This is a genomic window from Micromonospora ferruginea (genome assembly GCF_013694245.2).
Classification (GTDB): Bacteria; Actinomycetota; Actinomycetes; order Mycobacteriales; family Micromonosporaceae; genus Micromonospora; species Micromonospora robiginosa.
Genome location: NZ_CP059322.2, coordinates 2,994,525 through 3,019,465, shown reverse-complemented (window position 1 = coordinate 3,019,465; position 24,941 = coordinate 2,994,525). Strand labels below are relative to the sequence as shown.

Here is a 24,941-nt window from a genome sequence, read left to right as displayed (position 1 = left end):
GCCGTGCGGCGTGTGCCGCGCGGCCCCTTTTCGGTGTCGCCCCGATCAGTCGCGCAGCGGGCGGCCCTGGCCGTCCACGCCGCCGTTGACCAGGATCAGGATGCCGTCGATGAGACCCCAGATGGCACCGAAGCCACAGGTCACGAGCGTGACCACGAGCTGGATCACGCCGGTCTTGGTGTCGCCCATGTAGAAGCGGCCGATACCGAAACCGCCGAGGAGGATCTGGAGGATGCCCGCGACGACCTTGCTCTTGTCCGAGACGCCGTACGGGTGCTGCTGGTAAGGAGTGGTCATGAGCGGACACCATAGTGATCCACTCGCGTCCTGTCCGCATCGGCACCCCGACGGTGCGAGGATATTTACCGAAGTCTGTCCTGTCGGCTGACGGCCTCTCGGCCGGCCGGCCCGGCCCATGCCTGACACTCCGTCAGCACCACCGGGCACCGGATGTCACTGTGTTGGCGTCCGCCGGCCGCCCGCACGCCTAGACTGCCGCCGGCGGGACCGGTGGACCGCGTCGGCAACGGAGCCGGCGGGACGCCGTGCTGTCGGGGGTGAGCCGCCCCGGAGGAAGGTGTCTGCATCGTGAAGGTCGGAATCCCCCGCGAGGTCAAGAACCACGAGTACCGGGTGGCGATCACGCCGGCGGGCGTCAACGAGTTCACCCGCCACGGCCACGAGGTCTTCGTCGAGGCGGGCGCCGGGGTCGGCTCCAGCATCACCGACGACGAGTTCGCCGCCGCCGGGGCGAAGATCCTCGCCACCGCCGACGAGGTCTGGGAGACCGCCGAGCTGGTGCTCAAGGTCAAGGAGCCGATCGCCGAGGAGTACCACCGGATGCGCGAGGGGCAGGTGCTCTTCACCTACCTGCACCTGGCCGCCTCCCGCGACTGCACCGACGCGCTGGTCGAGAAGAAGGTCACCGGCATCGCCTACGAGACGGTCGAGCTGCCCGACCGGTCACTGCCGCTGCTCGCCCCGATGTCCGAGGTGGCCGGCCGGCTCGCCCCGCAGGTCGGCGCGTTCTACATGATGCGCACCGGCGGTGGCCGGGGCGTGCTGCCCGGCGGCGTCTCCGGCGTGTACGCGGCCAAGACCGTGGTCATCGGCGCCGGCGTGTCCGGCCTGAACGCCGCCGCCATCGTGCTCGGCCTGCAGTCCGAGGTGCTGCTGCTGGACAAGAACGTGGCCCGACTGCGCTCCGCCGACGCCATCTACCGGGGCCACCTGCAGACGGTCGCGTCCAACGCGTACGAGATCGAGCGGGCCGTGCTCGACGCGGACCTGGTCATCGGCGCGGTGCTGGTGCCCGGCGCGAAGGCCCCGAAGCTGATCTCCAACGAGCTGGTCTCCCGGATGAAGCCGGGCAGCGTGCTCGTCGACATCGCCATCGACCAGGGCGGCTGCTTCGAGGACTCGCGCCCGACCACGCACGCCGACCCGACCTACAAGGTGCACGACTCGATCTTCTACTGCGTGGCGAACATGCCCGGCGCGGTGCCGAACACCAGCACCTACGCGCTGACCAACGTCACCCTGCCGTACGCCCTCGAACTGGCCAACCAGGGCTGGCGGGAGGCGCTGCGCGCCGACCCGGCGCTGGCGCTGGGCCTGAACACCCACGACGGCAAGGTCGTCTACGGCCCGGTCGCCGAGGCGCACGGCATGGACGTGCTGCCGCTGGCCGAGGTGCTGAGCTGACCGAGACGACGCCACGGGCCGGCGCGCAACCCGCGCCGGCCCTGCGTCGGGCGGTCCGCGGCTACCTGGACCACCTCACCGTCGAGCGCGGGCTGTCCGGCCACACGCTCGCCGCGTACCGCCGGGACCTGGACCGCTACCTGACCACGCTGGCCGACGCCGGGGTGACCGACCTGGCCGCCGCCGGCGCCGCCCAGGTCGAGGCCCACCTGGCCCGGCTGCGCGCCGGCGACGACGCGCACCCGCCGTTGGCCGTCTCGTCCGCCGCCCGGGCCGCCAGCGCGGTCCGCGGCCTGCACCGCTTCGCGCTGCGCGAGGGCCTGACCGGCGACGACCCGGGCCGCGACGTCCGGCCGCCCACGCCGCCGCGCCGGCTGCCCCGGGCGCTGCCGGTCGACGCCGTCCTGCGGCTGCTGGAGGCCGCCGGCGCGACCGCGGCCACCGGCGACGACGCGCCCCGCGCGCTGCGTGACCGGGCGCTGCTGGAGTTCCTGTACGGCACCGGCGCGCGCATCTCCGAGACGGTCGGCGCGGCCGTCGACGACCTCGACCTGGACGCCGGGACGGTGCTGCTGCGCGGCAAGGGCGGCCGGACCCGCCTCGTCCCGGTCGGCGGGTACGCCGCCGACGCGGTGCGTGCCTGGCTGGTCCGCGGCCGGCCGGCGCTGCTCGCCGCCGGGCGGGGCACCCCGGCGCTGTTCGTCAACGCCCGCGGCGGACCACTCACCCGGCAGGGGGCCTGGGGCGTGCTGCGTGCCGCCGCCGGCCGTGCCGGCCTGCCGGTCGACGGGCCGGAGGCGGTCTCCCCGCACACGCTGCGCCACTCGTACGCCACCCACCTGCTCGACGGCGGCGCGGACGTGCGCGTGGTGCAGGAACTGCTCGGCCACGCGTCGGTGACCACCACCCAGGTGTACACATTGGTCACGGTGGAACGGCTGCGCGAGGTGTACGCGACCGCGCACCCGCGCGCCCTGCCCTGACGGGTCGCCGACACGCCGACCCGGTGCCGAAGCTGCTGCTGGCCCGTGGCGTACAGTCGGCATCGGCGCGGGCCTCCAGGTGCGACGGACCGGGGGTGCGCAGCGGCGCCGCGAGGGACGTCGGACGGCTCCGACGCCGGGGTGGTCGTCGGGAGGGGGCAACGAGGACATGGCAGGAAACGGTGACCGTGCCGAGACCTGGACGTCGGAGCTCCGTGAGCAGCAGGCGACGCTCGGCGCCGACCTCGGCCCCGCCGACCCGGCGGCCTACACCATGCGCAAGCCGATCCCCGAGCCGATGCCGACCGACCGGCACGGCCCGGCGCGGATCATCGCGATGGCCAACCAGAAGGGTGGCGTCGGCAAGACCACGACCACCATCAACCTGGGCGCCGCCCTCGCGGAATACGGCCGCAAGGTGCTCCTGGTCGACTTCGACCCGCAGGGCGCCCTCTCCGTCGGCCTGGGCGTCAACCCGCACAACCTCGACCTGTCGGTCTACAACCTGCTCATGCAGGACGACGTCACCGCCGAGGACGTCCTGATCAAGACCGACGTGGCCGGGCTGCACCTGCTGCCGGCCAACATCGACCTCTCCGCCGCCGAGATCCAGCTCGTCAACGAGGTCGCCCGGGAGATGGCCCTGGCCCGGGTGCTGCGCACCATCCGCAAGGAGTACGACTTCATCCTGATCGACTGCCAGCCCTCGCTGGGCCTGCTGGCGATCAACGCGCTGACCGTCGCGCACGGCGTGCTCATCCCGCTGGAGTGCGAGTTCTTCAGCCTGCGCGGCGTGGCGCTGCTGCTGGACACCATCGACAAGGTGCGTGAGCGGCTCAACTTCGACCTGGAACTCGAAGGCATCCTCGCCACCATGTACGACAGCCGCACCACCCACTGCCGGCAGGTGCTGCAACGGGTCGTGGAGGCGTTCGGCGACAAGGTCTACCAGACCGTCATCACCAAGACCGTGAAGTTCCCCGAGTCGACGGTGGCCGGCGCGCCCATCACTACCCTCGACCCAGCGTCCTCCGGCGCGCGCAACTACCGGCAGCTCGCCCGAGAGGTGATCGCCGCCGAGGCGGACCGGTAGGGCGCACGCCGCCCGCCCGCCGCGTCGACTACGGTTTCCCGGTGACCGCGCCGCCCCTCGACCCGCACGCCGGTCCGGCGGACGTCGCCGGACTGGCCGCCGAGGTCGACGGCGTCGTCCCCGCTGACGCCGCCGTGGTCGAGGAGACCAGCGGCTTCACCGTCCGGCTGGACAACTTCACCGGCCCGTTCGACCTGCTGCTCCAGCTCATCAGCAAGCACAAGCTGGACGTCACCGAGGTCGCCCTGCACAAGGTCACCGACGAGTTCATCGCCTACCTGCGGGCCATGGGCGACCAGTGGGACCTGGACGAGACCAGCGAGTTCCTGCTGGTCGCCGCCACCCTGCTCGACCTCAAGGCGGCCCGGCTGCTGCCCTCGGCCGAGGTGGAGGACGAGGAGGACCTGGCGCTGCTGGAGGCGCGCGACCTGCTCTTCGCCCGACTGCTGCAGTACAAGGCGTACAAGGAGGCGGCGGCGCACATCGCCGAGCTGGAGTCCGTCGGCGGCCGGCGCTACCCGCGCGCGGTCACCCTGGAACCCCGGTACGCCGAGGCGCTGCCCGACCTGGTGCTCGGCATCGGCCCGCAGCGGCTGCTCAAGCTGGCGGTGAAGGCGATGAGCCCGAAGCCGGTGCCCGAGGTGTCCATCGCCCACGTGCACATGGTCCGGGTCAGCGTCCGGGAGCACGCCGGCATCATCGCCGACCGGCTGCGCCGCGCCGGAGTGGCCACCTTCTCGCTGCTCTGCGCCGACTGCGAGATGACGCTGGAGGTGGTGGCCCGGTTCCTGGCGCTGCTGGAGCTGTACCGGCAGGGCCTGGTCGCGTTCGTGCAGGAGCAGGCGCTGGAGGAGCTGACGGTCCGCTGGACCGGCCCGGTTGACGGCGACGCCGAGCTGACCGTCGACGAGTACGCCGGCTCGCCGGAACCGGCGGACGCCGCACCACCCGCTGCCGCCGCGCCGCCCACGGGCGGGCCGGCGGACGAATCCGCACCGACGCAGGAGTGAGCTGATGAGCGACGAGGAGCGCGGGGACTCCCTGGCCGACCAGGCGGCCGCCTGGGTGCCGCCGTGGGCGCGCCCCGCGCCCGATCCTGCCCCCGACGACGCCTCCGTCGCCGAGCAGGAGGCCCCCGAAACAGATCGTGGAAGCGGAGGGCCCCCAGAGGGGCCGCATCCTTCCAAGATCGCCGCAGCCGGGTCGGATCTTGGTACGGGGGCGCCCTCGGAGGGGCGGGACCGTACCAAGATCTCGGAGTCGGGCGGGACTGGGGACGCCGGTCTCATCGCGGGCGGCGGAGCCGGGGTCGGGGTCGGGGCTGGCCTGGCTGTCGAGTCCCTTGCCCAGGTGGCTGTCGACGCCGGCGTCGAACCGGCTGTCGACCGCGTTGCCGGCGCCGCCGACGCGGGTGGGGGCGTACCCCAGAAGCGCGGACGGCGGCGGGCGGCGCCGGAACCGCCGCCCGCGCCGGTGCTGGACGACGCGGAGCTACGCGGCGCCCTGGAGGCGATCCTGCTGGTGGTGGACCAGCCGGTCAGCGAGCTGGTCCTGGCCGACGTGCTGGAGCAGGCCCCGGAGCGGGTCGGGGCGATGCTCGACGAGATCGCCGCCGGCTACACCGCCGCCGGGCACGGTTTCGAACTGCGCCGGGCCGCGGGTGGCTGGCGTCTCTACACCCGGCCGGAATACGCCACCTATGTCGAGAGGTTCGTGCTGGACGGGCAGTCGGTCCGGCTGACCCAGGCCGCGCTGGAGACCCTGGCCGTGGTCGCCTACCGCCAGCCGGTGACCCGGTCGCGCATCTCGGCCATCCGGGGTGTCAACTGCGACGGGGTGCTCCGTACCCTGGTGGGTCGCGGCCTGGTCGAGGAGTGCGGCACCGAAGCGGACAGCGGTGCGTTCCTCTACCGGACCACCACCATGTTCCTGGAGAAGCTGGGGCTCAACTCGGTGGACGACCTGCCGCCCCTGGCCCCGTTCCTTCCCGACGACGTAGAAGAGCTTGCCGATGCGACGCGATGACCGTGCCCCGAAGCCCGACGCCCCCGTCTACGAGGGCGCCGAGCGCCTGCAGAAGGTGCTCGCCGCCGCGGGGGTGGGCTCGCGGCGCGCCTGCGAGGACCTGATCTTCCGGCGGCGGGTCACGGTCAACGGCCGGGTGGCGCAGCTCGGCGACAAGGCCGATCCGGCGCGCGACGTGATCTTCGTCGACGGGGAACGGCTCCAGGCCGACGTCCGCCTGGTCTACGTGGCGATGAACAAGCCGCGCGGCGTGGTCACCACCATGGCCGACGAGAAGGGCCGCACCGAACTCGCCGACTTCATCGGCGCGCGGCTGGAGCAGCGGGTCTACCACGTCGGGCGACTGGACGCCGACAGCGAGGGCCTGCTCCTGCTCACCAACGACGGCACCCTCGCCCACAAGCTCATGCACCCGTCGTACGAGGTGCTCAAGACCTACCTCGCCGAGGTGTCCGGGCCGATCCCGCGCAACCTGGGCAAGCGGCTGACCGGCGGCGTCGAGCTGGAGGACGGGCCGGTGAAGGTCGACGGGTTCAAGGTGGTCGACACGCTGGGCAAAACCGCCCAGGTGGAGCTGACCCTGCACGAGGGGCGCAAACACATCGTCCGGCGCCTGATGGCCGAGGTGGGACACCCGGTGTCCCGGCTGATCCGTACCTCGATCGGCCCGATCAAGCTCGGCGACCTGCGCACCGGGCGGCTGCGGCGGCTGACCAACGCGGAGGTCGCCGCCCTGTTCAAGGCCGTGGGTGACTGACCCGGTCGATCGGGTACGGCTCCCGGTAGGCTTCGACGCGGCCCGCCGGCCGGCACGCACGCGCCCCGGCGGGACGCCCGCGCGGCGCGGGCATGATTGACGACGAGAACCATCCGCTCAACGGCGCCGGGGAGACCGGCGACCCGCGAGGTACGGGCTGAGGAGGACAACGGTGGAGGAAAACGTACCGGCCGGGCGATGCGTGGTCGCAGTGGACGGACCGTCCGGTTCGGGGAAGTCCACCGTGTCGCGGCGACTGGCGGTGAGCCTCGGCGCCCGCTACCTCGACACCGGCGCCATGTACCGGGCGCTGACCTGGGCCGTGTTGCGCTCCGGGGTCGAGCTGACCGACGCCGAGTCGGTGGCCAAGGTCGCCGGCGAGGCCGACCTGCGCATCGGCACCGACCCCCAGGGGTACGCGGTGACCGTCGACGGCACCGACGTGTCCTCGGACATCCGCGGCGCCGAGGTGACCGGCGCGGTCTCCGCGGTGGCCGCCGTCGGCGCGATCCGTGAGCTGCTGGTCGACCGGCAACGGCGGCTGATCGCCGAGGCCGGCCGGATCGTGGTGGAGGGCCGCGACATCGGCTCCGTGGTGGCGCCCGACGCCGACCTGAAGGTCTACCTGACCGCCTCCGAGGCGGCGCGCGCCCAGCGGCGCAGCGCCGAGGACGCCGCCGACGTCGCGGCGACCGCCGCCGACCTGGCCCGGCGCGACCGGCTCGACTCGACCCGCACGGTCAACCCGCTGCAGCAGGCCGCCGACGCGGTGGTGCTGGACACCACCGAGCTGGGCATCGACCAGGTCGTCGCCCGCCTGCGCGAGATGCTCACCGAGCGGGGCGTGGCGTGAGCGCGAGGAGTGAGCCGGTGTTGCGAGCCCCGCAGTCGCGAACGAAGGGTGGCGTGGCGTGAGCGCGAGGAGTGAGCCGGTGTTGCGAGCCCCGCAGTCGCGAACGAAGGGTGGCGTGGCGTGAGCGCGAGGAGTGAGCCGGTGTTGCGAGCCCCGCAGTCGCGAACGAAGGGTGGCGTGGCGTGAGCGCGAGGAGTGAGCCGGTGTTGCGAGCCCCGCAGTCGCGAACGAAGGGTGGCGTGGCGTGAGCGCGAGGAGTGAGCCGGTGTTGCGAGCCCCGCAGTCGCGAACGAAGGGTGGCGTGGCGTGAGCGACGACGACTTCGGCGGCTGGGTGGAGCTGCGCGAGCCGGAGGTCGACGCCGGCGAGCCCACCGGCCCGCAGCCCGTGGTGGCCGTGGTGGGCCGCCCCAACGTGGGCAAGTCCACGCTGGTCAACCGCATCATCGGCCGCCGGCAGGCGGTCGTCGAGGACATCCCCGGCGTGACCCGGGACCGGGTGCCCTACGACGCGCAGTGGAACGGCCGTGCGTTCACCGTGGTGGACACCGGCGGTTGGGAGCCCGACGCCAAGGACCGCGCCGCGGCCATCGCCGCCCAGGCGGAGACCGCCGTGGTCACCGCCGACGTGGTGCTGTTCGTGGTGGACGCCATGGTCGGCTCGACCGACGTGGACGAGGCCGCGGTGAAGATGCTGCGCCGCAGCGCCAAGCCGGTGATCCTGGTGGCCAACAAGGCCGACAACACCACCATCGAGATGGAGGCGACCTCGCTGTGGTCGCTCGGTCTCGGTGAGCCGTTCCCGGTGTCGGCGCTGCACGGGCGCGGCTCCGGCGACCTGCTCGACGCCATCATGGCCGCGCTGCCCGAGGCACCGAAGATCGTGGAGAACCGCCCGCGCGGCCCGCGCCGGGTGGCCCTGGTGGGGCGCCCCAACGTCGGCAAGTCCAGCCTGCTCAACCGGTTCTCCGGCGAGGAGCGCGCGGTGGTCGACTCGGTGGCCGGCACCACCGTCGACCCGGTGGACAGCCTGGTCGAGATCGGCGGCGAGACCTGGCAACTGGTGGACACCGCCGGGCTGCGCAAGCGGGTCGGCAAGGCCAGCGGCACGGAATACTACGCCAGCCTGCGTACCGCCTCGGCGATCGAGGCGGCGGAGGTGGCCGTGGTGCTGCTGGACTCCAGTGAGGTGATCAGCGAGCAGGACCAGCGGATCCTCACCATGGTGGTGGAGGCCGGCCGGGCCCTGGTCATCGCGTTCAACAAGTGGGACCTGGTGGACGCCGACCGCCGCTACTACCTGGACAAGGAGATCGACCGGGAGTTGCGGCGCATCCCCTGGGCGATCCGGCTGAATCTGTCCGCGCAGACCGGCCGCGCCGTCGACAAGCTCGCCCCGGCGCTGCGCAGGGCGCTGGCGAGCTGGGAGACCCGCGTCCCCACCGCCCACCTCAACCAGTGGCTCACCGCGTTGGTGCAGGCCACCCCGCACCCGGTACGCGGTGGACGCGCCCCGCGCATCCTGTTCGCCACCCAGGCCGGGGTGGCGCCCCCGCGGTTCGTGCTGTTCACCACCGGCCCGCTGGACGCCGGCTACCAGCGGTTCGTGGAGCGCAAGCTGCGCGAGGAGTTCGGCTTCGAGGGCAGCCCGATCGACATCTCGGTCCGGCCGCGCAAGAAGCTGGGCCCGGGCGGCCGAGGCAAGGCGCACGGCTGACCGTTCCACCTGGAAGCCGCCGGGGCACCGCCCCGGCGGCTTCTTTCCTAGGACGCTCTAGGGGGAGTGGCGTGGTGGCGCGCGGCGCGGTGGGGGCCTGTGCGTACCGTGCGAAGATCTTGCGCTAAGCTGTACCGGCTGCTGCGGGGGAGACCCCGCGGGGGCATCGGGACGTGGCGCAGTTTGGTAGCGCACTTGACTGGGGGTCAAGGGGTCGTCGGTTCGAATCCGGCCGTCCCGACGCAGGTGGAAGGGCATTCGCGCGATCATGCGATGCCCCGCTGGGGACCTTTTGGGGACCTCAGGCCGGTGAGATGCGAAGACAGCGCCTCACCGGCGGCCCGGATCGACTGACGATCTGGATGCAGATACCGCTGGGTCGTCATCAGCGAGCCGTGACCGGCGATCTTCCGTAGGACGTGCACCGGCACGCCGGCATCCGCCATCCAGGTCAGCCCGGTGTGCCGCCGCAGGTACTCGAAGCCCAGCGAGCTGACCACCTCGTCCCAGTGCGTCGCGTCGCGCAGCACCGCCGTGCTGATCCGGCCGCCGCGCGGGCCGACGAAGAGCCGGCCGTCGTCCTCGGCGATCCGGTCGAGCTTCGCGGCCACCATCGGCCGCAGCTCGTCGATGATGGGCATCTGCCGTGCCCGCTTGCCCTTGGTGCCCTTGTCGACCAGGCCGCCGGGGCCGGTGGTGGTCTGCCGGCGCACCGTCCACAGGCCATGGCGGGGGAGCCGGAGGAAGCCGCCCGGGTCGCCGGCCGCGTACTCGACCTCTCCGAAGGCGTTGCCTCCGTGCGACCACGCCAACGTCTCAACCCGGTCCTACAAACGGCTCAGGGACCATGCCGCTATGCCGGGAGTGCGAGAGGTGCTGGAGCGCGCCAGGGGGTAGCCGCTACAGCTCCACGTCGAGCAAGAGCGTCCTGCTGACCCAGGCAACGTACTCGTCCGAACTCATCACGACCGGCACCGCCGCGATCTCGGGGTTCTGCCAAGGGTGGTTGTCCTGGAGAAGCGCCCGCAGGTCCTCGAAGCGCTGGGCATGCGTCTTCAGGAGAAGCTGCCACTCCTCGCCCGTGCCGAACTCGCCCTGGCGCCAGAAGGCGGAGATGACCGGCCCGACGATCTGCGCGCCGGCCGCAAGCCTCGCCTCAACGACGAGGCGCGGCTTGCTCGACGGCCGCGTCCCGCGTCTCCATCGCCGTCGAGACTTGCAGGACAGTCCAGGGCTGACCGTTGCTCACGTCAGCGGCGCGACCTCCCGGGCCGGGGGCGACCCTCGTGCCATGACGTGATCGTCTGCGGGCGCCACAGGTGGGTGCGGCCGAGGGTCTTGTCAGGCTCCGGCATCTGCCTGCGGTTTCGGTAGGAACTTACGGTGCCGACTTGGACGCCGAGGTACTCGGCGACCTCCGACGTCGTCCACCACTCCGCGTCTGGATCAGGGCTCGTCAACGTCTGTCATTCTGCCTGGGTTGGGCGATCAACGCACCTGCGCATCCCGCCGCTCTTGGGGCCACCCCGCCGCGCATGTAGCGATCAGGCAAGACGAATAGGGTGCGACTGTCCATATGGCCCTAGCTCCATCAAGGCGGTCGCGCAGCGTTCGAAGCTCAGGGTGTGCCGGCTCGTGATCTCGGCGCAAGAAGGAAGGGGACTCGCACCAGATGTTGCGAGGCCCCTTTCTTCTTGCAATTGATGTCTAGCAGTTAATCCTGACGCCGTCGATCTGGTTTACCAACTTAAACTGCCAGCCGACACTCCACGCGGGCACGGTTCCCCAGTCGACCCACTTGGATCCGTCCCAGTTATACACGGTCATGCTGTTGCCGTGGGTCGTTGCCGAATTGGCCCAGTCGTTGTAGTAGAGGCCTGAACCGTCGTCCCGCCAGTACGTGCCCAAGTTGTAGAAGCCGCAGGTCATTTCGATATGGTATTGGCCGGAGCCATAGTCGCCGTTGAAGAGGCAGGGGTATCCATAGCGGCAGCCCTCCCAAGTGGAGTACCGCCACAACGGAAGGTCGGTCCCCACTTGCAGCGCGCCAGACGGCGCGAACGATGCCCTGTCCGTCGTTGTAGCGCCAAGGGCCGGACGCGCCGCAACCCGAGGAACAGCGGACCCGGACCCGTCCGCATGCGCCGCCCCCGCCGTGACGGCGGTGCTCGCGACGAGCAGTGTGGCGATCGCAGCGAGCTTCAGGAACCTTGCTCTGAACACAGAATTTCTCCGCTCCCCCGTGTGCCCGATGATCTTTATCGGCCAGCGTTGCCGAATAGTATCCCATCTATCTATGTGAACCGGGGACCCACACGGTGCGGGTTGGCGTCTCGGCAGACCGGGCGTGGCGCGGCGGCCCTTGGTGATCGCCGATGTGGCCTTGCCGGTGAGAACTTTCCACACGTCTTCAAGGTGGCCCTTCGGGCCGCGTAGCCGGACCCTGCCGGTTCCGCCTTATTGCCTGTGGCAACGGCGGACCGGCAGTCGGGCGCAAGGATGCCCCGCGCCGCTTGGAACTCAGCGCAGGGCATCGAGGATCGGTTGGGTCAGCCCGGCTCAGGCGCACCCGGCTCAGTGCGGTGTCGACTCATCTCGGCGAAGGCCAGTCGCTCAAGGCGTCGCTGGATCGCACTTGGCTGCCGCTCGAATGACACCGCCAGCTCGTCAATGCTGCGTCCAGCCAGGTAGCCCTTCACCAGGGCCGAGTCAGCCTGACGTGTCCATTTGTCGTACGCCTGTGGGTGATGCTGCCGGATCGCGGCGATCCCAGACGGGTGGCCGTTGGGGCCGGTGCCCGTGTCGGCCAGGTCGTACCCGTCCTCCCCGGCCGGCGGGTCGTAGACCCAATCGGGCTCGCCCCGCTCCTGCTCGTTCCAGTCCGGTTCATCCATGACTATCAAGGTAATGACACCACCGTGAGCAGGGAAGCACAGATCGTGACAGCGGCATGCCGATCAGTGAAGTTGAACCGGAGGAGGACGAGGCGTGAGCTACGAGGACGACGGCTGCGTGGCGTACGTACCCGTGAAGGTCTACGACGGCGGACTGGCAGTGCCGTCAGGGACCAAGTTCTACACCGACCGGGAACAGACGCAGGCGTACGTCGCCTGCTTGAACGCGAAGGCGAAGGCAGAAGGTGACGACGCCAGTTACCGCGTGGGAGGGCTCGCACCGCTTCGCGACGTCCCGATCGGCCGCGACTACACCGGACCGTTTCACTCCATGACTGACGACTGCTCCCATGGTGACCAGTAGGTAGGAACCGGTCGGGGACCACCCGTCTGACACGGACCGCAACGGACAGCCCAACCGCCGACGATGTGCCGCCGGGCAAACCTTTGCCTGCCGCTTCGTCTGTGTTCTGGACGGGGCGGCATTGTGTTCTCTTGATTCCGCGTCAAGAGCTTGCAGCTGTTGCAGCCTGTCGCTACGTCGTGTGGCTCGACGGTCGACTGCGTGCGACGGGATCGTCGGCTGGACCCTCTCGGGGTTCCGGTTGGTTGACTGCGGGCCAGGGGTGCCCGCATCGACGTCGAAGGGCCAGGCCGGCTGGATGCCTGGCAGCGGTCGAGGAATCGCTCGTCTAGGATGCGCGGCGCCGGTCGCTCACCCCTGTGAGTTGCCCGTGAAGCAGTTCGGCATCGGGAGTGAGGGGTAGGGGATGACTTCTGCGATCCAGTGGCGTCGTTGGGGCCCGGTGGTCGCCGTGGTGGTTGCGGTGCTGGCAGTAGTGATTTGGATTACAGCTAAGGGTGAGGAGCAGCCGCGCGCCCGCCAGTACAAGGCCTTCACCAGCTGTCTGCTGACTGACGACCGCGGGGTGGCCGGGGACCTCGCCGTGCAGGTGTGGTCCGGTATGCAGGACGCGTCGCTCGCGACCAGGACCAAAGTGGAGTATCTCTCCGTGATCGGCCCGCAGACCGCTGACAATGCGGGCACCTACCTCGCCAGTCTTGCGCAGTTCCACTGTGACCTCGTCTTCTTGGCCGGTGCCGCGCCGACATCTGCCGCACTGGCGGGAGCTGCCCGCTTTCCCGACCAGCGCTTCATTGCGGTCGGTGACCGGCCGGCGGAGGGTCGGCCGAACGTCACCTGGCTGGGCGGGTCGTCGCAGGACGTGCGCCGCGCGGTGTCATCGGCCATTCGCGAGGCGGCAGGGCGGGACTAGCTTCCCGACCACTCCATAGCAGAAGGGGAGCCCGGACGACCTGTCCACTCAGGTCGACTTCTCCAGCGCTTCAGCTCTGGCTCGCAACCGCTCGTGTCTCCATGATTCCTTCTCGTCACTGTTGGACCATACGGGGAGGTCCGTCGATGTCGCGACGCCTGTCGTCAGCTGGGCGGTATCGACGGCGAACGCCGAGCCGTCGCGTCAAGGGTCGGTTGGCCGTCCTCACCGCGGTGGTCATGGCACTGACGGTGGCGGTTCCGCCCGGGGCAGTGCCGGTTGACGGTGACTTCCCGCTGTCCTGGCTGTGGTCCTGGCTGCCGCAGCGGGCCGCCTGGTCGGCTCCGGGGCCGGACGGTCCGCAGCAACGGGCAGCCGGCGGGGCGGATGGTCGATCCCACCAGGCCTCGGCGGCGCAGACCACAGCGAACGGCGGTCGCGGTCGCGCCCCCGGGCACAGCCCGCAGGCCGCTCCGGCTGATAAGCGCGTCCCGCCGAAGGTGGCAAAGGCGACCACACCGTCGATCCCTGGGCGGACGGGGTTCGACCCGCGGCGCAGCCAACGCGCGACCGACAAGACCGAGGCCCGCGCCGACGTCTACGAGAACCCCGATGGCTCGGTCACCCGTCAGGTGCACGAGTTGCCGGTCAACTACCGCCGCGCCGATGGCTCCTGGCAGCCTATCGATCGCACCCTTGTCCGCTCGGGTGGTCGACTCAAGCAGAAGGCCAGCCCCCTGCCTGCCGATCTCGCGGCGACCGCCGCTGATCCACGTCTTGCCACGCTCGGCCTCGGCGAGGAGCGATCCCTGTCCTACGGCCTCCAGGGGGCGGCTCCGGTCGCGGCCGAGATCTCTGGGGCGTCCGCCCTCTACCGCGCGGCCCTGCCGGAGACCGACCTTCGGCTCACCGTCCGCTCAGGTGGGGTCAAGGAAGAGTTGATCCTGCATTCCGTGACCGCTGGCAACTCCTGGGTGTTCCCCCTCCGCGCGAAGGGTGTGACACCTACCGTGGAGCAGGACGGTTCCGTCGCCCTGCGGAATCGGTCCGGCGAGGTGGTCGGCCAGATCCCGGTGGGCTTCATGCACGACTCCTACATGGCACCGGGGTCCGGTGAATTCACCAACTCGCACGCCGTCGCGTACGACCTGACGACGACGGAGAGTGGTCAGCCGGCCCTGCGAATGACGGCGGATGCCGAATGGTTGCGCGACCCGGCCCGCGTCTTCCCCGTCACGGTCGACCCGTCGGTCACCGCCGGATACGACACCACCGATGACACCTACGTTCAGTACGGCGACGACACCAACCATTCCGGGGACGACAACCTCGCTGTCGGCACCTGGGACAGCGGCACCCACCGGTCGATCTCGCTGCTGGCCTTCTCAAACTACGGATCAGCCTTCAACTACAAGAAGCTCAGCTCGGTCAAGCTGAAGCTCTACCTGACCTGGCAGTACAACTGCACCGCTCAGGAATTCTGGGTGCAACCGCTCACCACGAGCTGGTCCGCCTCGACCGCCCGCTACAAGGGCCTTCCGTACGCCGGGCCCGGCCTCGGCAGCGAACTGGTCCGCGCGTCGCCGAACTCCGCGAAGGCATGCGGCAACAAGGTGGGTGACCGGTCCGTCGGTGAATGGGTGACGGTGAATCTGCCGATCGCCACTTTCCAGGACTGGGCCAACGGCGGCGCCAACTACGGTCTCGCGCTGAACACCAGCCAGACCAACAACCCCCAGTTCAAGCGGTTCACCTCGCGTAACGGTCCGAACGCCGTCTTCACGCCGTACCTGGAGATGACCTACACCGACAACGTCGCGCCGCAGGTGAACTCCCAATATCCGCCGCACGGCCACCAGGTGAGCACCCTGACGCCGGAGTTGCTGGCCAACGCCTCTGACCCGGACCTGTTCCCCTCCGCGTTGAGCTTCGACTTCCTGGTCTACGACCGCACCGCCACGAAGATCGCCGAGTCGGGCTGGCAGCCGTACATGACGTGGGCGGTGCCGGCGGGCAAGCTGAAATGGAGCGAGGCCTACACCTGGACCGTCATCGTCAAGGACGGAAATCAGGCCAGCACCTCCCAGAAGCTCCAGTCGTTCAGCACCGGGGCGCAGCAGCCGCTGCTGACCGGCGAGTTGACGCAGAACGGCGAGCGGCGCTTCGACCCGGGCAAGGGCAACTACACCTTCTCGGCCACCGACGCGGCCGTGCCCACCGCCGGCCCACCCCTGTCCATCGTGCGCTCCTACGACAGTCGCTCGGCCCGTCGCGGAGCGTTCGGCGAGGGCTGGTCCAGCCTGCTCGACATGCGCGTGGTGGACCCCTGGTCATCCATCAAGAGCCCACCGCCGCACGTCCTGGTCACCTACCCGACCGGTCAGGTGGTCTCGTTCGGCCGCAACCCGGACGGCAGCTTCGTTCCGCCGTCGGGCCGGTTCGCCACCTTCACCGAGCAGCCGGGTGGTTACGAGCTCGTCGACAAGGACGGCACCACGTACACCTTCCGTGGCGGCATCTCGGTGCCCGGCCAGTACGACATCAGTGCCATCACCGACAGCAACGGCCGTACGCTGACCTTCCACTACACCTTCGACTCGGTGGTGGGGCGGGCGACCACCATCACCACCTCGTCGGGGCGATCGCTGCGGCTGCGCTGGAGCACGGGCGCCGCGCAGCGCGTGCTCTCGGTGACCACGGACGCCGCCACCCCGGGCGATGACACCACATCGTCCACGTGGAACTACGCGTACACCGATGGCCTGCTCACCCAGGTCTGTCCCCCGACGTCGACGACCAGGTGCACCACCTACACGTACGCGACGAACAACCGTTATCCGGCGGCGGCGCTCGACGCCCGCCCGCGCGATTTCTGGCGGCTCGGCGAGTCGTCGGGGACGACGGCGGCCAACGGGGTGCCCGCCTCCACGGGTATCCGCAACGGCACGTACTCCGGGGTGACCCTCGGCCGGCCCGGCGCGTTGCCCGGCTCGTCCGCCACGGCGGCCGGATTCAACGGCAGCTCCTCCTACGTGAGCCTGCCGGTGCAGGACGTGGACCCCGCCGGCTACAAGTCGGTCAGCCTGTGGTTCCAGATGACGGCCGGCTCGACCGCGGGCGGTACCCTTTTCGCCTACCAGACGGTGCCGATCACCTCGGCTGCCGCGCAGAACTGGACGCCGGCGCTCTACGTCGGCACGGACGGCAAGCTCCGCGGCGAGTTCTGGACCGGAGCGGTCGAGCCGATGGTCTCCGGCAGCGTCGTCAACGACGGAAAGTGGCACCACGCCACCCTGGTCGGCGACAAGACCAGCCAGACGCTGTACCTGGACGGGGCTCCGCAGGCGACGCTCGCCAAGCCGCTCGTCCAGACCCCGACCCTGGCGAAATACGTCTACGTCGGTGCGGGCGAGACCTCAAGCTGGCCGTCGCGGCCGACCAACAGCAAGGGCTTCTTCCCGGGCTCGATCGGCGAGGTCGCCTACTTCGACCGGGCGCTCAGCCGGTTCGACGTCAACGATCTGGACAGCGCGAACATCGCCGCTCGGCCGGTCGAGTCGGTCGTCCGTCCCTCCGGCAACGTCGAGGCGACGGTCACCTACGATCCGGCGGCCTCGCGGGTCACCCAGGTGGTGGACGAGAACGGCGGAGTCTGGAAGGTCGGCGCCGGCAGCGTGACGGGCTCCTACGCGGTGCACTCCGGGGCGGTGCTCGGCGCGAACCCGGCCGACTACTGGCGGTTCGCCGAGAGCGGCACCACCGAGGCCGTCAACGAGGTCAACGGGGGGACCGCCACCTACAACGCGGTCACCCTCGGCACCCCCGGCGGGCCGTTCGATGATCCCGCCCGCGGCGACGACGACACCACCGTCGCGACCTTCAACGGCACCTCCTCCTTCGTCGAGCTCCCCGTCGAGGACGTGCCAGGTGTCGGCCCGCAGTCCGTGGCGCTGTGGTTCAAGACGCCCGCCGGCTACACGGGTGGTGGTGTGCTGTTCGGTTCGCAGGTCAACGACGTCGACGGCGCGGCGTCGCAGACCGGTGGCTACAGCCCGAATCTGTACGTCGGCACGGACGGAAAGCTGCGCGGCAAGTTCTGGAACGGCGCGAACACGCCCATCACGTCGACGGCTCTGGTGAACGACGGCAAGTGGCACCACGCCGTGCTCAGCGCGAAGAGCACCAGCCAGACGCTCTACCTGGACGGGGTGCCCGTCAGCACGATGGCCGGCAACCTGGCCAGCTACGGCGCCCTGAAGGCGTACGTCGGTGCCGGGCAGGCGGCGACCTGGCCCGCAGCCCCGACGAACACGCGCGGCTACTACAAGGGTGACATCGCGGAGGTCTCCTACTACCGCGCCGAACTCACCGCCGCGGACGCCGCGGCCCAGTTCGCCGCCCGATCGAAGTCGTCCGGCGTACTGGTGAAGACGTACGAGGTGACCGACCCGGGCAACAAGCGGCTCCGCTACGTCCACGACCTCGCCGATCGCAAGATCGAGGAGACGGACGCGCTGGGTGGCAGCACCAGGTACGGCTATGACGTCAACGGGTTCCTGCGGACCACGACAGACCCGAACGGCAATGTCACCACCACCGAGCACGACCCGCGCGGCAACGTCGTCTCCTCGACGACCTGCCAGGACCGGTCGGCCAACAAGTGCTCCACGAACTACTACACGTACTTCGTCAACTCGACCACACCGGCGATGTGGAACAACACGTCATTGCTCTTCTCCCCGGGTGACTTCGACGGCGACGGCGACACCGACCTCATCTACCGGAACGACACCGACACCCAGCTCTACCTCATGCGGGGCAACGGTGAGGGCGGCTGGTTGACCAGCGTCCCGGTGCAGATCGGGGCACCGGGCTGGAACACCGTCGACCAGATGCTGTCTCCGGGTGACTTCGACGGCGACGGCAAGCCGGACATCATCTACCACCTGACCGGAGACGCCAACTTCTACCTGCTGCGTGGTGATGGGAAGGGATGGTGGAAGTCGAGTGAGTCCCTCAAGATCACCTCGACGTTCGGCGCCACCGCCCAGATGGTCTTCTCGCCGGGCGACTTCGACGGGGACGGCAAGCGCGACATCCTCTTCCGCAAGTCGACCGACAACAACCTCTACCTGGTGAAGGGCAACGGCGCCGGCGGCTGGCTGACGGGTACGCCGGTGCAGGTCGGCACCGGCTGGGGCAGCGCGGAACTGATCTTCTCGCCGGGCGACTTCGACGGGGACGCGAAGCCGGACGTCCTCTACCGCAAGTCGACTGACAAGGGCCTCTACATCGTCAAGGGCAACGGCACCGGCGGCTGGTTGACGGGCACCTCCGTTCTGGTGACCGCCGGATGGTCCGGTTTCGACGCGCTCCTCTCGCCGGGCGACTTCACCGGCGACCGTAAGGCTGACGTGATCCGCCGCGGCAGCACCGACCGGGACCTCTACCTGCTGCGCGGCAACGGAACTGGTGGTTGGGCCACCGGAAGCCAGGAGAAGCTCGGCGCGGGCGGCCCGGACCCGCGCAACGACGCACTGCTGACGGTCCGCGACGGTCGCTCGTCGTCGGCCACCGACAACCAGTTCCTCACCAGCTACGGCTACGACCGCGGTGGCCACCGGATCTCGGTGACCGATCCGCTGGGACGGGTGACCGCGACCTCGTACACCGACGGTGCCGACCCCGCCCAGGGCGGCGGCGTGGCACCGGCCGGCCTGGCCTCCGTCGTCACCTCGCCCGGTGGGGCACGGCAACGGATCACCTATTTCAGCAACGGGGACATCGCCCGGATCGTCGACGCCGTGGGCAAGGTGACGGAGTACACCTACGACGGCCTCGGTCGGGTCCTCACCAAGACCGAGAAGACCGAGACCTTCCCCGCCGGCCTCGTGACCCGGTTCGAGTACGACGGCCTGGGACGCGTCGTGACCCGCACCGATCCGGCGGTCACCAACCGGGTAACCGGGGCCGTCCACACCGCGGTCACCACCAGCACGTACGACGACGACGGCAACATGCTCTCCGAGACGGTCAGCGACGCCACCGGCGGGGACGCGTCGCGGACCGAGTCGGCCACCTACAACAGTCGAGGGCAGCAGGAGACGTCGACCGATGCCCGGTCGAAGACGACCCGGGTGGAGTACGACAGCTTCGGTCGGCCGGTGAAGGAGATCGCGCCCGACGGCGGCGAGGTCGTCACCGAGTACGACGCCAACGGCCAGCAGGTGTCGACCACGCTGCGCGGCTGGACCGGCAACCCCGGCAACCCGTCGCCGCCCCGTGACCTTGTGCTCTCCTCGCGAGCGTACGACCCGGCGGGTCGGCTCGCGTCGGAGACGGACGCGATGGGCTGGTCGACGGTGTACACGTACACGGACAACGGGCTGACCGCGACCGTGACCCGGAAGGACCCGAGCAACGGTGCGACGTTCGTGGCCGAGCGCACCGAGTACGACGGTGCGGGCAACCCGTCCACCCGTACCACCAACGATGGTGCCACCACCGTGGTGAACACGGTCGACGCCGCCAACCGGGTCACCCGGAGTCTGCTGGACCCGAACGGGCTCAAGCGCTACACGGACTACGAGTACTCGGCGGATGGCCAGGTGGCCGGCCGTCAACTCTGGACCCCCGAGGCCACCTGGGCCCGCTACCAGACCCACTACGACGCGGCCGGCCGGAAGCTGGCGGAGACCGTCTACCTGGGCGGCGCGCCGCTGGGCCGGTGGAAGTTCGACGGCACCACCGACGCGGCGCGTACCTCCGACGGGACCGGCAACAGCTCGTTGACGGCCAACGGCACCGTCGCCTGGTCCGCCGACCGCGACGGGGCGGCGGATCTCTCCGGGGCGGGTAGCCTCAGCACCCGGTCCGCGATGATCGACGCGGCGCGGGACTTCACCGTCAGCGCCTGGGCGTCGCCGGCGGACGTGACCGGCACCCGAAAGGTGCTCGCCGGGAGCGGAACCGCCCAGGACGCCTTCGACCTGCGTCTCGACGGTGGCCGATGGAAGTTCGTGCTGCGAGCGGTCGACGACCCGGACGCCACCACGGTGGCGGCGACCTCGACCAGCACCCCCACGGCCGGTGCCTGGACGCACCTGGCGGGCACGTACGACGTCAAGACCGGAACCATGCGGCTCTACGTCAACGGGGTGCTCGAGGACACCCGTACCGGTGCCCGGTCCTTCACCACGCGGGCGCCGTTCCGGATCGGCGCCGGCTCGTCCGCCGGAGTGCCGGCCGACCTGTGGACCGGCAAGATCGACGACGTCCACGTCTATCAGCGACTGCTCTCGGACAGCGACATCGCCAGGGTGACCGCGGGCACCGCCCCGGCGGGCAACGAGTCCGTCCAGCGCACCAGCTACACGGTCGACAACGGCGGCCTGGTCCGTTCGGTCACCGACGCCAACGGCCTCACCACGGACACCGAGTTCGACGAGGCAGGCCGTCCCACGGTGACCGTCCAGCCCGCCGTCAACGTCGAGACCGGGGGATCGTCACCGGTCAGCGCCCGCCCGATCTCCTCAGCCGGATACGACACCTTCGGCTCGGTCGTCGAGACCAAGGACCCCAACGGCAACGTCACCGTGCAGGACTACGACGCTGCCGGCCGGGTCACCGCGACCCGGATGCCGAGCTACACGCCACCAGGGGGCACCCCCGTCGAGCCCGTCGTCAGGCGCAGCTACGACGCGCTGGGGCAGCTCGAGACCGAGACGGATGCCCTCGAGAAGGTCACCGACTACGAGTACGACCAGTTGGGCCAGCTCACCGCGGTGACCGCGCCGGACGGTGGCGTCACCCGTTACACCTATGACCTGGCCGGAGACCGGTTGTCCACGACGGACCCTACCGGCGGACGTACCGAGGCGACCTACGACTACATGGGCCGCGTCCTGACGTCCACCGACGTGGTGCGGCAGACCGGAGCCAGCTACTCCAGCTCGTACTCGTACGGGCCGGGCGGCTGGCTGGCGTCGCAGACCTCGCCGGACGGGGTCACCGGCGCCACCACCTACAACGCGGCCGGGGAGGCGATCACCCAGACCGACGGCGCCGGGAAGACGACCCAGTTCGGCTTCGACGGAATCGGTCGGCCGAACCGGACCACCCTTCCGGACGGCACCTACACCACCGCAACCTACGACATGGCGAGCCAACCGTTCACCACCACCTCCTGGAGCGCGACCGGTAGCTCCCTGCGGACCGAGAAGCGGTACTACGACCGGGGCGGTCGAGTGGTCTACCAGGTCGATGCCCGGGAGACTGCGACCCGCTTCGGATACGACGCGGCGGGCCGCCTCAGCTTCCAGGTCGAGCCCATCTCCGCCTCCGACAACATCACCACCTTCTTCGGCTACGACGCCGCCGGCAACCAGACCCGGATGACCGACGGGCGGCAGAACCGGTTCATCACCACGTACAACTCGTGGAACCTGCCGGAGTCCCGCATCGAGCCGGCCACCTCCGCCACCCCGGGCGCGGCCGATCGCACCTTCACGGTCAGCTACGACGCGAGCGGCAGGGCGGTCACGCAGCGGTCTCCCGGTGGGGTCAGCGTCACCAACAGCTACGACGAGGTCGGCCGGCTGACCCAGCAGGTCGGCGCCGGCGCCGAGGCGACGAGCCCGGACCGCGTCTTCGACTACGACCGTGCCGGCCGGCTGACCTCGGTCTCCGGCACCACCGGCACGAACACCTTCACCTATGACGACAGAGGGCTGTTGCTCTCGACCGAGGGGCCCTCCGGTGCCTCGTCGTTCGCCTGGTCAGGCGACCGCAAGCTGGCAAGGCGCACCGACGCGGCCGGCGTGACCACGTTCGGCTACGACTCGGCGGGTCGACCGGCGACGGCGTCGAACCCCACGACCGGAGTCGCGACGAGCTACACCTACAACCTGCTCTCGCAGGTGCAGACCATCGGGTACGGCTCGGGTGGCAACGTCCGCACGCTGTCGTACGACGACCTGCACCGGCTGACCGGGGACGTGCTGAAGACCGCGGGCGGGCAGACCGTCGCATCTGTCGGCTACGGCTACGACGCCAACGGCAACGAGACGTCGAAGACGACCACGGGCTTCGCCGGATCGTCGACCAACACCTACACCTACGACCTGGCGAACCGCCTGACGGGCTGGGACAACGGCTCGACGCCGGTGGTCTACGCGTACGACAAGTCAGGTAACCGGGTCCAGGCCGGTTCGGTCACCTTCAGCTACGACCAGCGCAACCAACTGACCAGCTCCAGCAACGGAACCACCTACCGGTACACCCCGCGCGGCACGCTGGCCTCGGCCACCACGGCGGCCGGCGAGATGCTCACCGCCACGGACGCCTTCGGTCAGGTGCGGTCGCAGGGCCTGAGCGGCGGCGGCAGCCAGGCCTACGACTACGACGGTCTCGGGCGGCTCGTCCGCGCTGGATTCCAGTACACCGGAACGGGCAACACGCTCGCCGCCGACGGAGTCGCCCTCTACACCCGAGACATGACCGACGACCTGGTCGGCGTACGGTCGGCCGAGGAGAACCGGTACGCGTGGACCGACCGCCACCAGGACGTGGTGGGTCAGTTCGGCGGCACCGACCCGGCGCTGAGCGGCTCCACCGCGTACGACCCGCTCGGCCGCAGGCTCGCCGGCAGCGGGATGCTCGGCAACCTCGGCTACCAGTCGGAGTGGACCGACTCGTCGAACGGCCGGGTCAACATGTGGTCGCGTTGGTACAACCCGGATACCGGCCAGTTCGACACCCGCGACTCGGCCACGCTGTCGCCGACACCCACGTCGGTCACGGCCAACCGGTTCGCCTACGCGGACAACAACCCGCTCACGGTCACCGACCCGACCGGTCACTGGCCCAACTGGGGCAACACCTTCTCGTCGATGAAGTCCGGCCTGAGCAGCGCATGGAACTCCACCGCGAGTTCGCTCTCATCGGCCTGGCACGCGACGACAAGCACTCTGTCGTCCGCCTGGAACGCCACCACCAACTGGGCCTCACAGCAGTGGAACAGGGCGAAGAGCTGGGCCTCACAGCAGTGGGACAGGGCGAAGAACTGGGGGTCGCAGCAGTGGAACAGGGCGAAGAACTGGGCCACCGACACCTATCACAAGGCGCAGAAGAAGGTCGATGACGGTCGCAAATGGCTGGCCCAGAAGGCCGCCGAGGCCAAACGCAAGGCACAACAGCTAGCCAGCAACATCAAACAGGCCGGTAAGAACATGGTCACCAAGGTGATGAGCAACAAGCTCGTCGCCAAGACCGTGAACGGCATCGCCGACGCCTACAAGGCGACCGAGAAGTGGGTCCAGGAGCACAAGGCCGACATCGCCGGGTTCATCGTCGGCGCGGCCGTCGGCATCGGCTGCGGCGCCTTGATCGGCTGGACCGGCGTCGGGGCTATCGCCTGCGGCGCGCTCGCCGGGGCGGCCGGCTCACTGGTGACCGGCCTGATGAACGGTGAGCGGGGCATGGACCTGCTCAAGACCACCGCGCTGGGCGCTCTCGGTGGGGCGGTCGGTGGTCTTGGTGGCATCGTCGGGGGCCGGCTCGCCGCCGCCGTGGGCAGCCGTCTCAGCGGCTTCGCCGGAACCCTCGGCGGACGGGTGTTGGGCGGCGCGATCGGTGGTGGCACCGCGGATGCGATGACCCAGTTGGCCACCACCGGCCGGATCAACGTGACGCAGGTGGCGCTCGCTACGGGCGTCGGCGCCCTCGCCGGTGGTCTGAGCAAGGGTCGCGGTTCCTGCCACAGCTTCGAACCCGGAACGCGCGTCCTGATGGCGGACGGGACCACCCGTCCGATCAGGGACGTCAACATCGGGGACAGGGTCAAGGCGACCGATCCGACGACGGGCAAGACGGTGGCCAAGCCGGTCACCGCGCTGCACCTCAACCGAGACCGCGACCTGGCCGACGTCACGGTCTCCATTCGCCCCAAGGGCAAGGCTGCGACGCAGGCCACGCTCAAGACCACCCAGAATCACCCGTTCTGGAGTCAGTCCGGACGTCGATGGGTGACGGCCGGCGCGTTGGCGGTGGGTACCGCCCTGCTGTCCATCGGCGCGAGCAGTGCTGCCGTCGCCGACGTCCGCAGCCACACCGGCGCCCAGAACATGCGGGACCTCACGGTCGCCGACGTTCACACGTACTATGTCCTCGCTGGCACAACCCCGGTGCTCGTCCACAACTGCGGCACGGAGCCGATCAAACCGACCCGTACATTCCGCACCGAATCAGCCATTGACAATGAGCCGCAAGGTCCGCTTCCCCGGTCAGCCTTCAACGAGAATGGCCGGAACTTGGCGGATGGTGACCATCATTACGTGGTAATGAGGGACAATTCAGTGCGATCGATGCACAGCGACGATATGTTCGCGATCGACGAAACGTCTGGTCATACCAGCCTGTCGGGGGGTGAGCCAGTTTTCATGGCTGGGCACTTCCAGGCCTCGGGGGGTCGTATTAGCGAGTTTGACAACTGGTCCGGTCACTATTCACCGAACAATGCAATTCCGGGTTATCGGCCTATTTCGGACGTTGCCAGAGCGGCCCTTGAAAATAACGGATTCCCAGGCGCTCGAAGTGCGGCATGGGATGATATTACGGAGTGAGATTTGCAGATCTATCCA

The 24,941-nt window shown here is 69.7% G+C and carries 15 protein-coding genes, 1 tRNA gene and 1 pseudogene; 12 read left to right on the top strand and 5 right to left on the bottom strand.

The window, feature by feature from the left end:
• Window positions 1–45: 45 nt before the first annotated feature.
• Window positions 46–360, bottom strand: a complete 315-nt coding sequence (locus H1D33_RS12795; RefSeq protein WP_414685539.1) for a TM2 domain-containing protein — start codon at window positions 358–360, stop codon at window positions 46–48.
• A 228-nt stretch (window positions 361–588) separates the two neighbouring features.
• Here H1D33_RS12795 and ald point away from each other — a divergent pair, with 228 nt between their 5' ends.
• From ald to H1D33_RS12750, 9 genes are all read left to right on the top strand, one after another.
• Window positions 589–1,704: an alanine dehydrogenase gene (gene ald, locus H1D33_RS12790; RefSeq protein WP_181567851.1), complete on the top strand. Its 1,116-nt coding sequence runs from the start codon at window positions 589–591 to the stop codon at window positions 1,702–1,704.
• Window positions 1,701–2,687 (top strand): site-specific tyrosine recombinase XerD, encoded by a 987-nt coding sequence (locus H1D33_RS12785; RefSeq protein WP_181572765.1) that lies wholly within the window; start codon window positions 1,701–1,703, stop codon window positions 2,685–2,687. Before ald ends, H1D33_RS12785 begins: the two co-directional genes overlap by 4 nt.
• Before the next feature lie 169 nt (window positions 2,688–2,856).
• On the top strand, window positions 2,857–3,780 hold the full coding sequence (locus H1D33_RS12780; RefSeq protein WP_091070788.1) for a ParA family protein: 924 nt from the start codon (window positions 2,857–2,859) through the stop codon (window positions 3,778–3,780).
• Between the two features lie 41 nt (window positions 3,781–3,821).
• The gene (locus tag H1D33_RS12775) at window positions 3,822–4,790 is read left to right on the top strand and encodes a segregation and condensation protein A (RefSeq protein WP_181567852.1); all 969 of its coding nucleotides are present in this window, start codon (window positions 3,822–3,824) and stop codon (window positions 4,788–4,790) included.
• A gap of 4 nt (window positions 4,791–4,794) precedes the next feature.
• Window positions 4,795–5,805: an SMC-Scp complex subunit ScpB gene (gene scpB / locus H1D33_RS12770; RefSeq protein ID WP_181567853.1), complete on the top strand. Its 1,011-nt coding sequence runs from the start codon at window positions 4,795–4,797 to the stop codon at window positions 5,803–5,805.
• Window positions 5,792–6,562, top strand: coding sequence for a pseudouridine synthase (locus H1D33_RS12765; RefSeq protein ID WP_181567854.1), 771 nt, complete (start codon window positions 5,792–5,794; stop codon window positions 6,560–6,562). Before scpB ends, H1D33_RS12765 begins: the two co-directional genes overlap by 14 nt.
• A 172-nt stretch (window positions 6,563–6,734) precedes the next feature.
• Entirely contained in the window at window positions 6,735–7,415 is a 681-nt protein-coding gene (gene cmk, locus H1D33_RS12760; RefSeq protein WP_181567855.1) for a (d)CMP kinase, read from the top strand.
• Window positions 7,416–7,748: 333 nt separating this feature from the next.
• Entirely contained in the window at window positions 7,749–9,131 is a 1,383-nt protein-coding gene (der, locus tag H1D33_RS12755; protein WP_181572766.1) for a ribosome biogenesis GTPase Der, read from the top strand.
• A 167-nt stretch (window positions 9,132–9,298) separates the two neighbouring features.
• Window positions 9,299–9,372, top strand: a tRNA-Pro gene (locus tag H1D33_RS12750).
• Between the two features lie 25 nt (window positions 9,373–9,397).
• Here the strand turns inward: H1D33_RS12750 and H1D33_RS12745 are convergent.
• From H1D33_RS12745 to H1D33_RS12730, 4 genes and pseudogenes are all read right to left on the bottom strand, one after another.
• Window positions 9,398–9,853: pseudogene (locus H1D33_RS12745) on the bottom strand (tyrosine-type recombinase/integrase); the annotation flags it as partial.
• Window positions 9,854–10,031: 178 nt separating this feature from the next.
• On the bottom strand, window positions 10,032–10,247 hold the full coding sequence (gene cutA / locus H1D33_RS12740) for a divalent cation tolerance protein CutA (protein ID WP_246412232.1): 216 nt from the start codon (window positions 10,245–10,247) through the stop codon (window positions 10,032–10,034).
• A gap of 591 nt (window positions 10,248–10,838) precedes the next feature.
• The gene (locus H1D33_RS12735) at window positions 10,839–11,060 is read right to left on the bottom strand and encodes a hypothetical protein (protein ID WP_181567857.1); all 222 of its coding nucleotides are present in this window, start codon (window positions 11,058–11,060) and stop codon (window positions 10,839–10,841) included.
• A gap of 620 nt (window positions 11,061–11,680) precedes the next feature.
• Window positions 11,681–12,025 carry a hypothetical protein gene (locus tag H1D33_RS12730; RefSeq protein WP_181567858.1) on the bottom strand — a complete coding sequence of 115 codons (345 nt, stop codon included), beginning with the start codon at window positions 12,023–12,025 and terminating at the stop codon, window positions 11,681–11,683.
• A 94-nt stretch (window positions 12,026–12,119) separates the two neighbouring features.
• Between H1D33_RS12730 and H1D33_RS12725 the strand changes: the two genes are divergently transcribed.
• From H1D33_RS12725 to H1D33_RS12715, 3 genes are all read left to right on the top strand, one after another.
• Window positions 12,120–12,389, top strand: coding sequence for a hypothetical protein (locus H1D33_RS12725; RefSeq protein ID WP_181567859.1), 270 nt, complete (start codon window positions 12,120–12,122; stop codon window positions 12,387–12,389).
• Between the two features lie 406 nt (window positions 12,390–12,795).
• Window positions 12,796–13,302: a type 1 periplasmic-binding domain-containing protein gene (locus tag H1D33_RS12720; protein ID WP_181567860.1), complete on the top strand. Its 507-nt coding sequence runs from the start codon at window positions 12,796–12,798 to the stop codon at window positions 13,300–13,302.
• Between the two features lie 239 nt (window positions 13,303–13,541).
• Complete coding sequence (locus H1D33_RS12715) at window positions 13,542–24,923, top strand: LamG-like jellyroll fold domain-containing protein (RefSeq protein ID WP_181567861.1); 11,382 nt, start codon at window positions 13,542–13,544, stop codon at window positions 24,921–24,923.
• The last annotated feature ends 18 nt before the right edge of the window (window positions 24,924–24,941 follow it).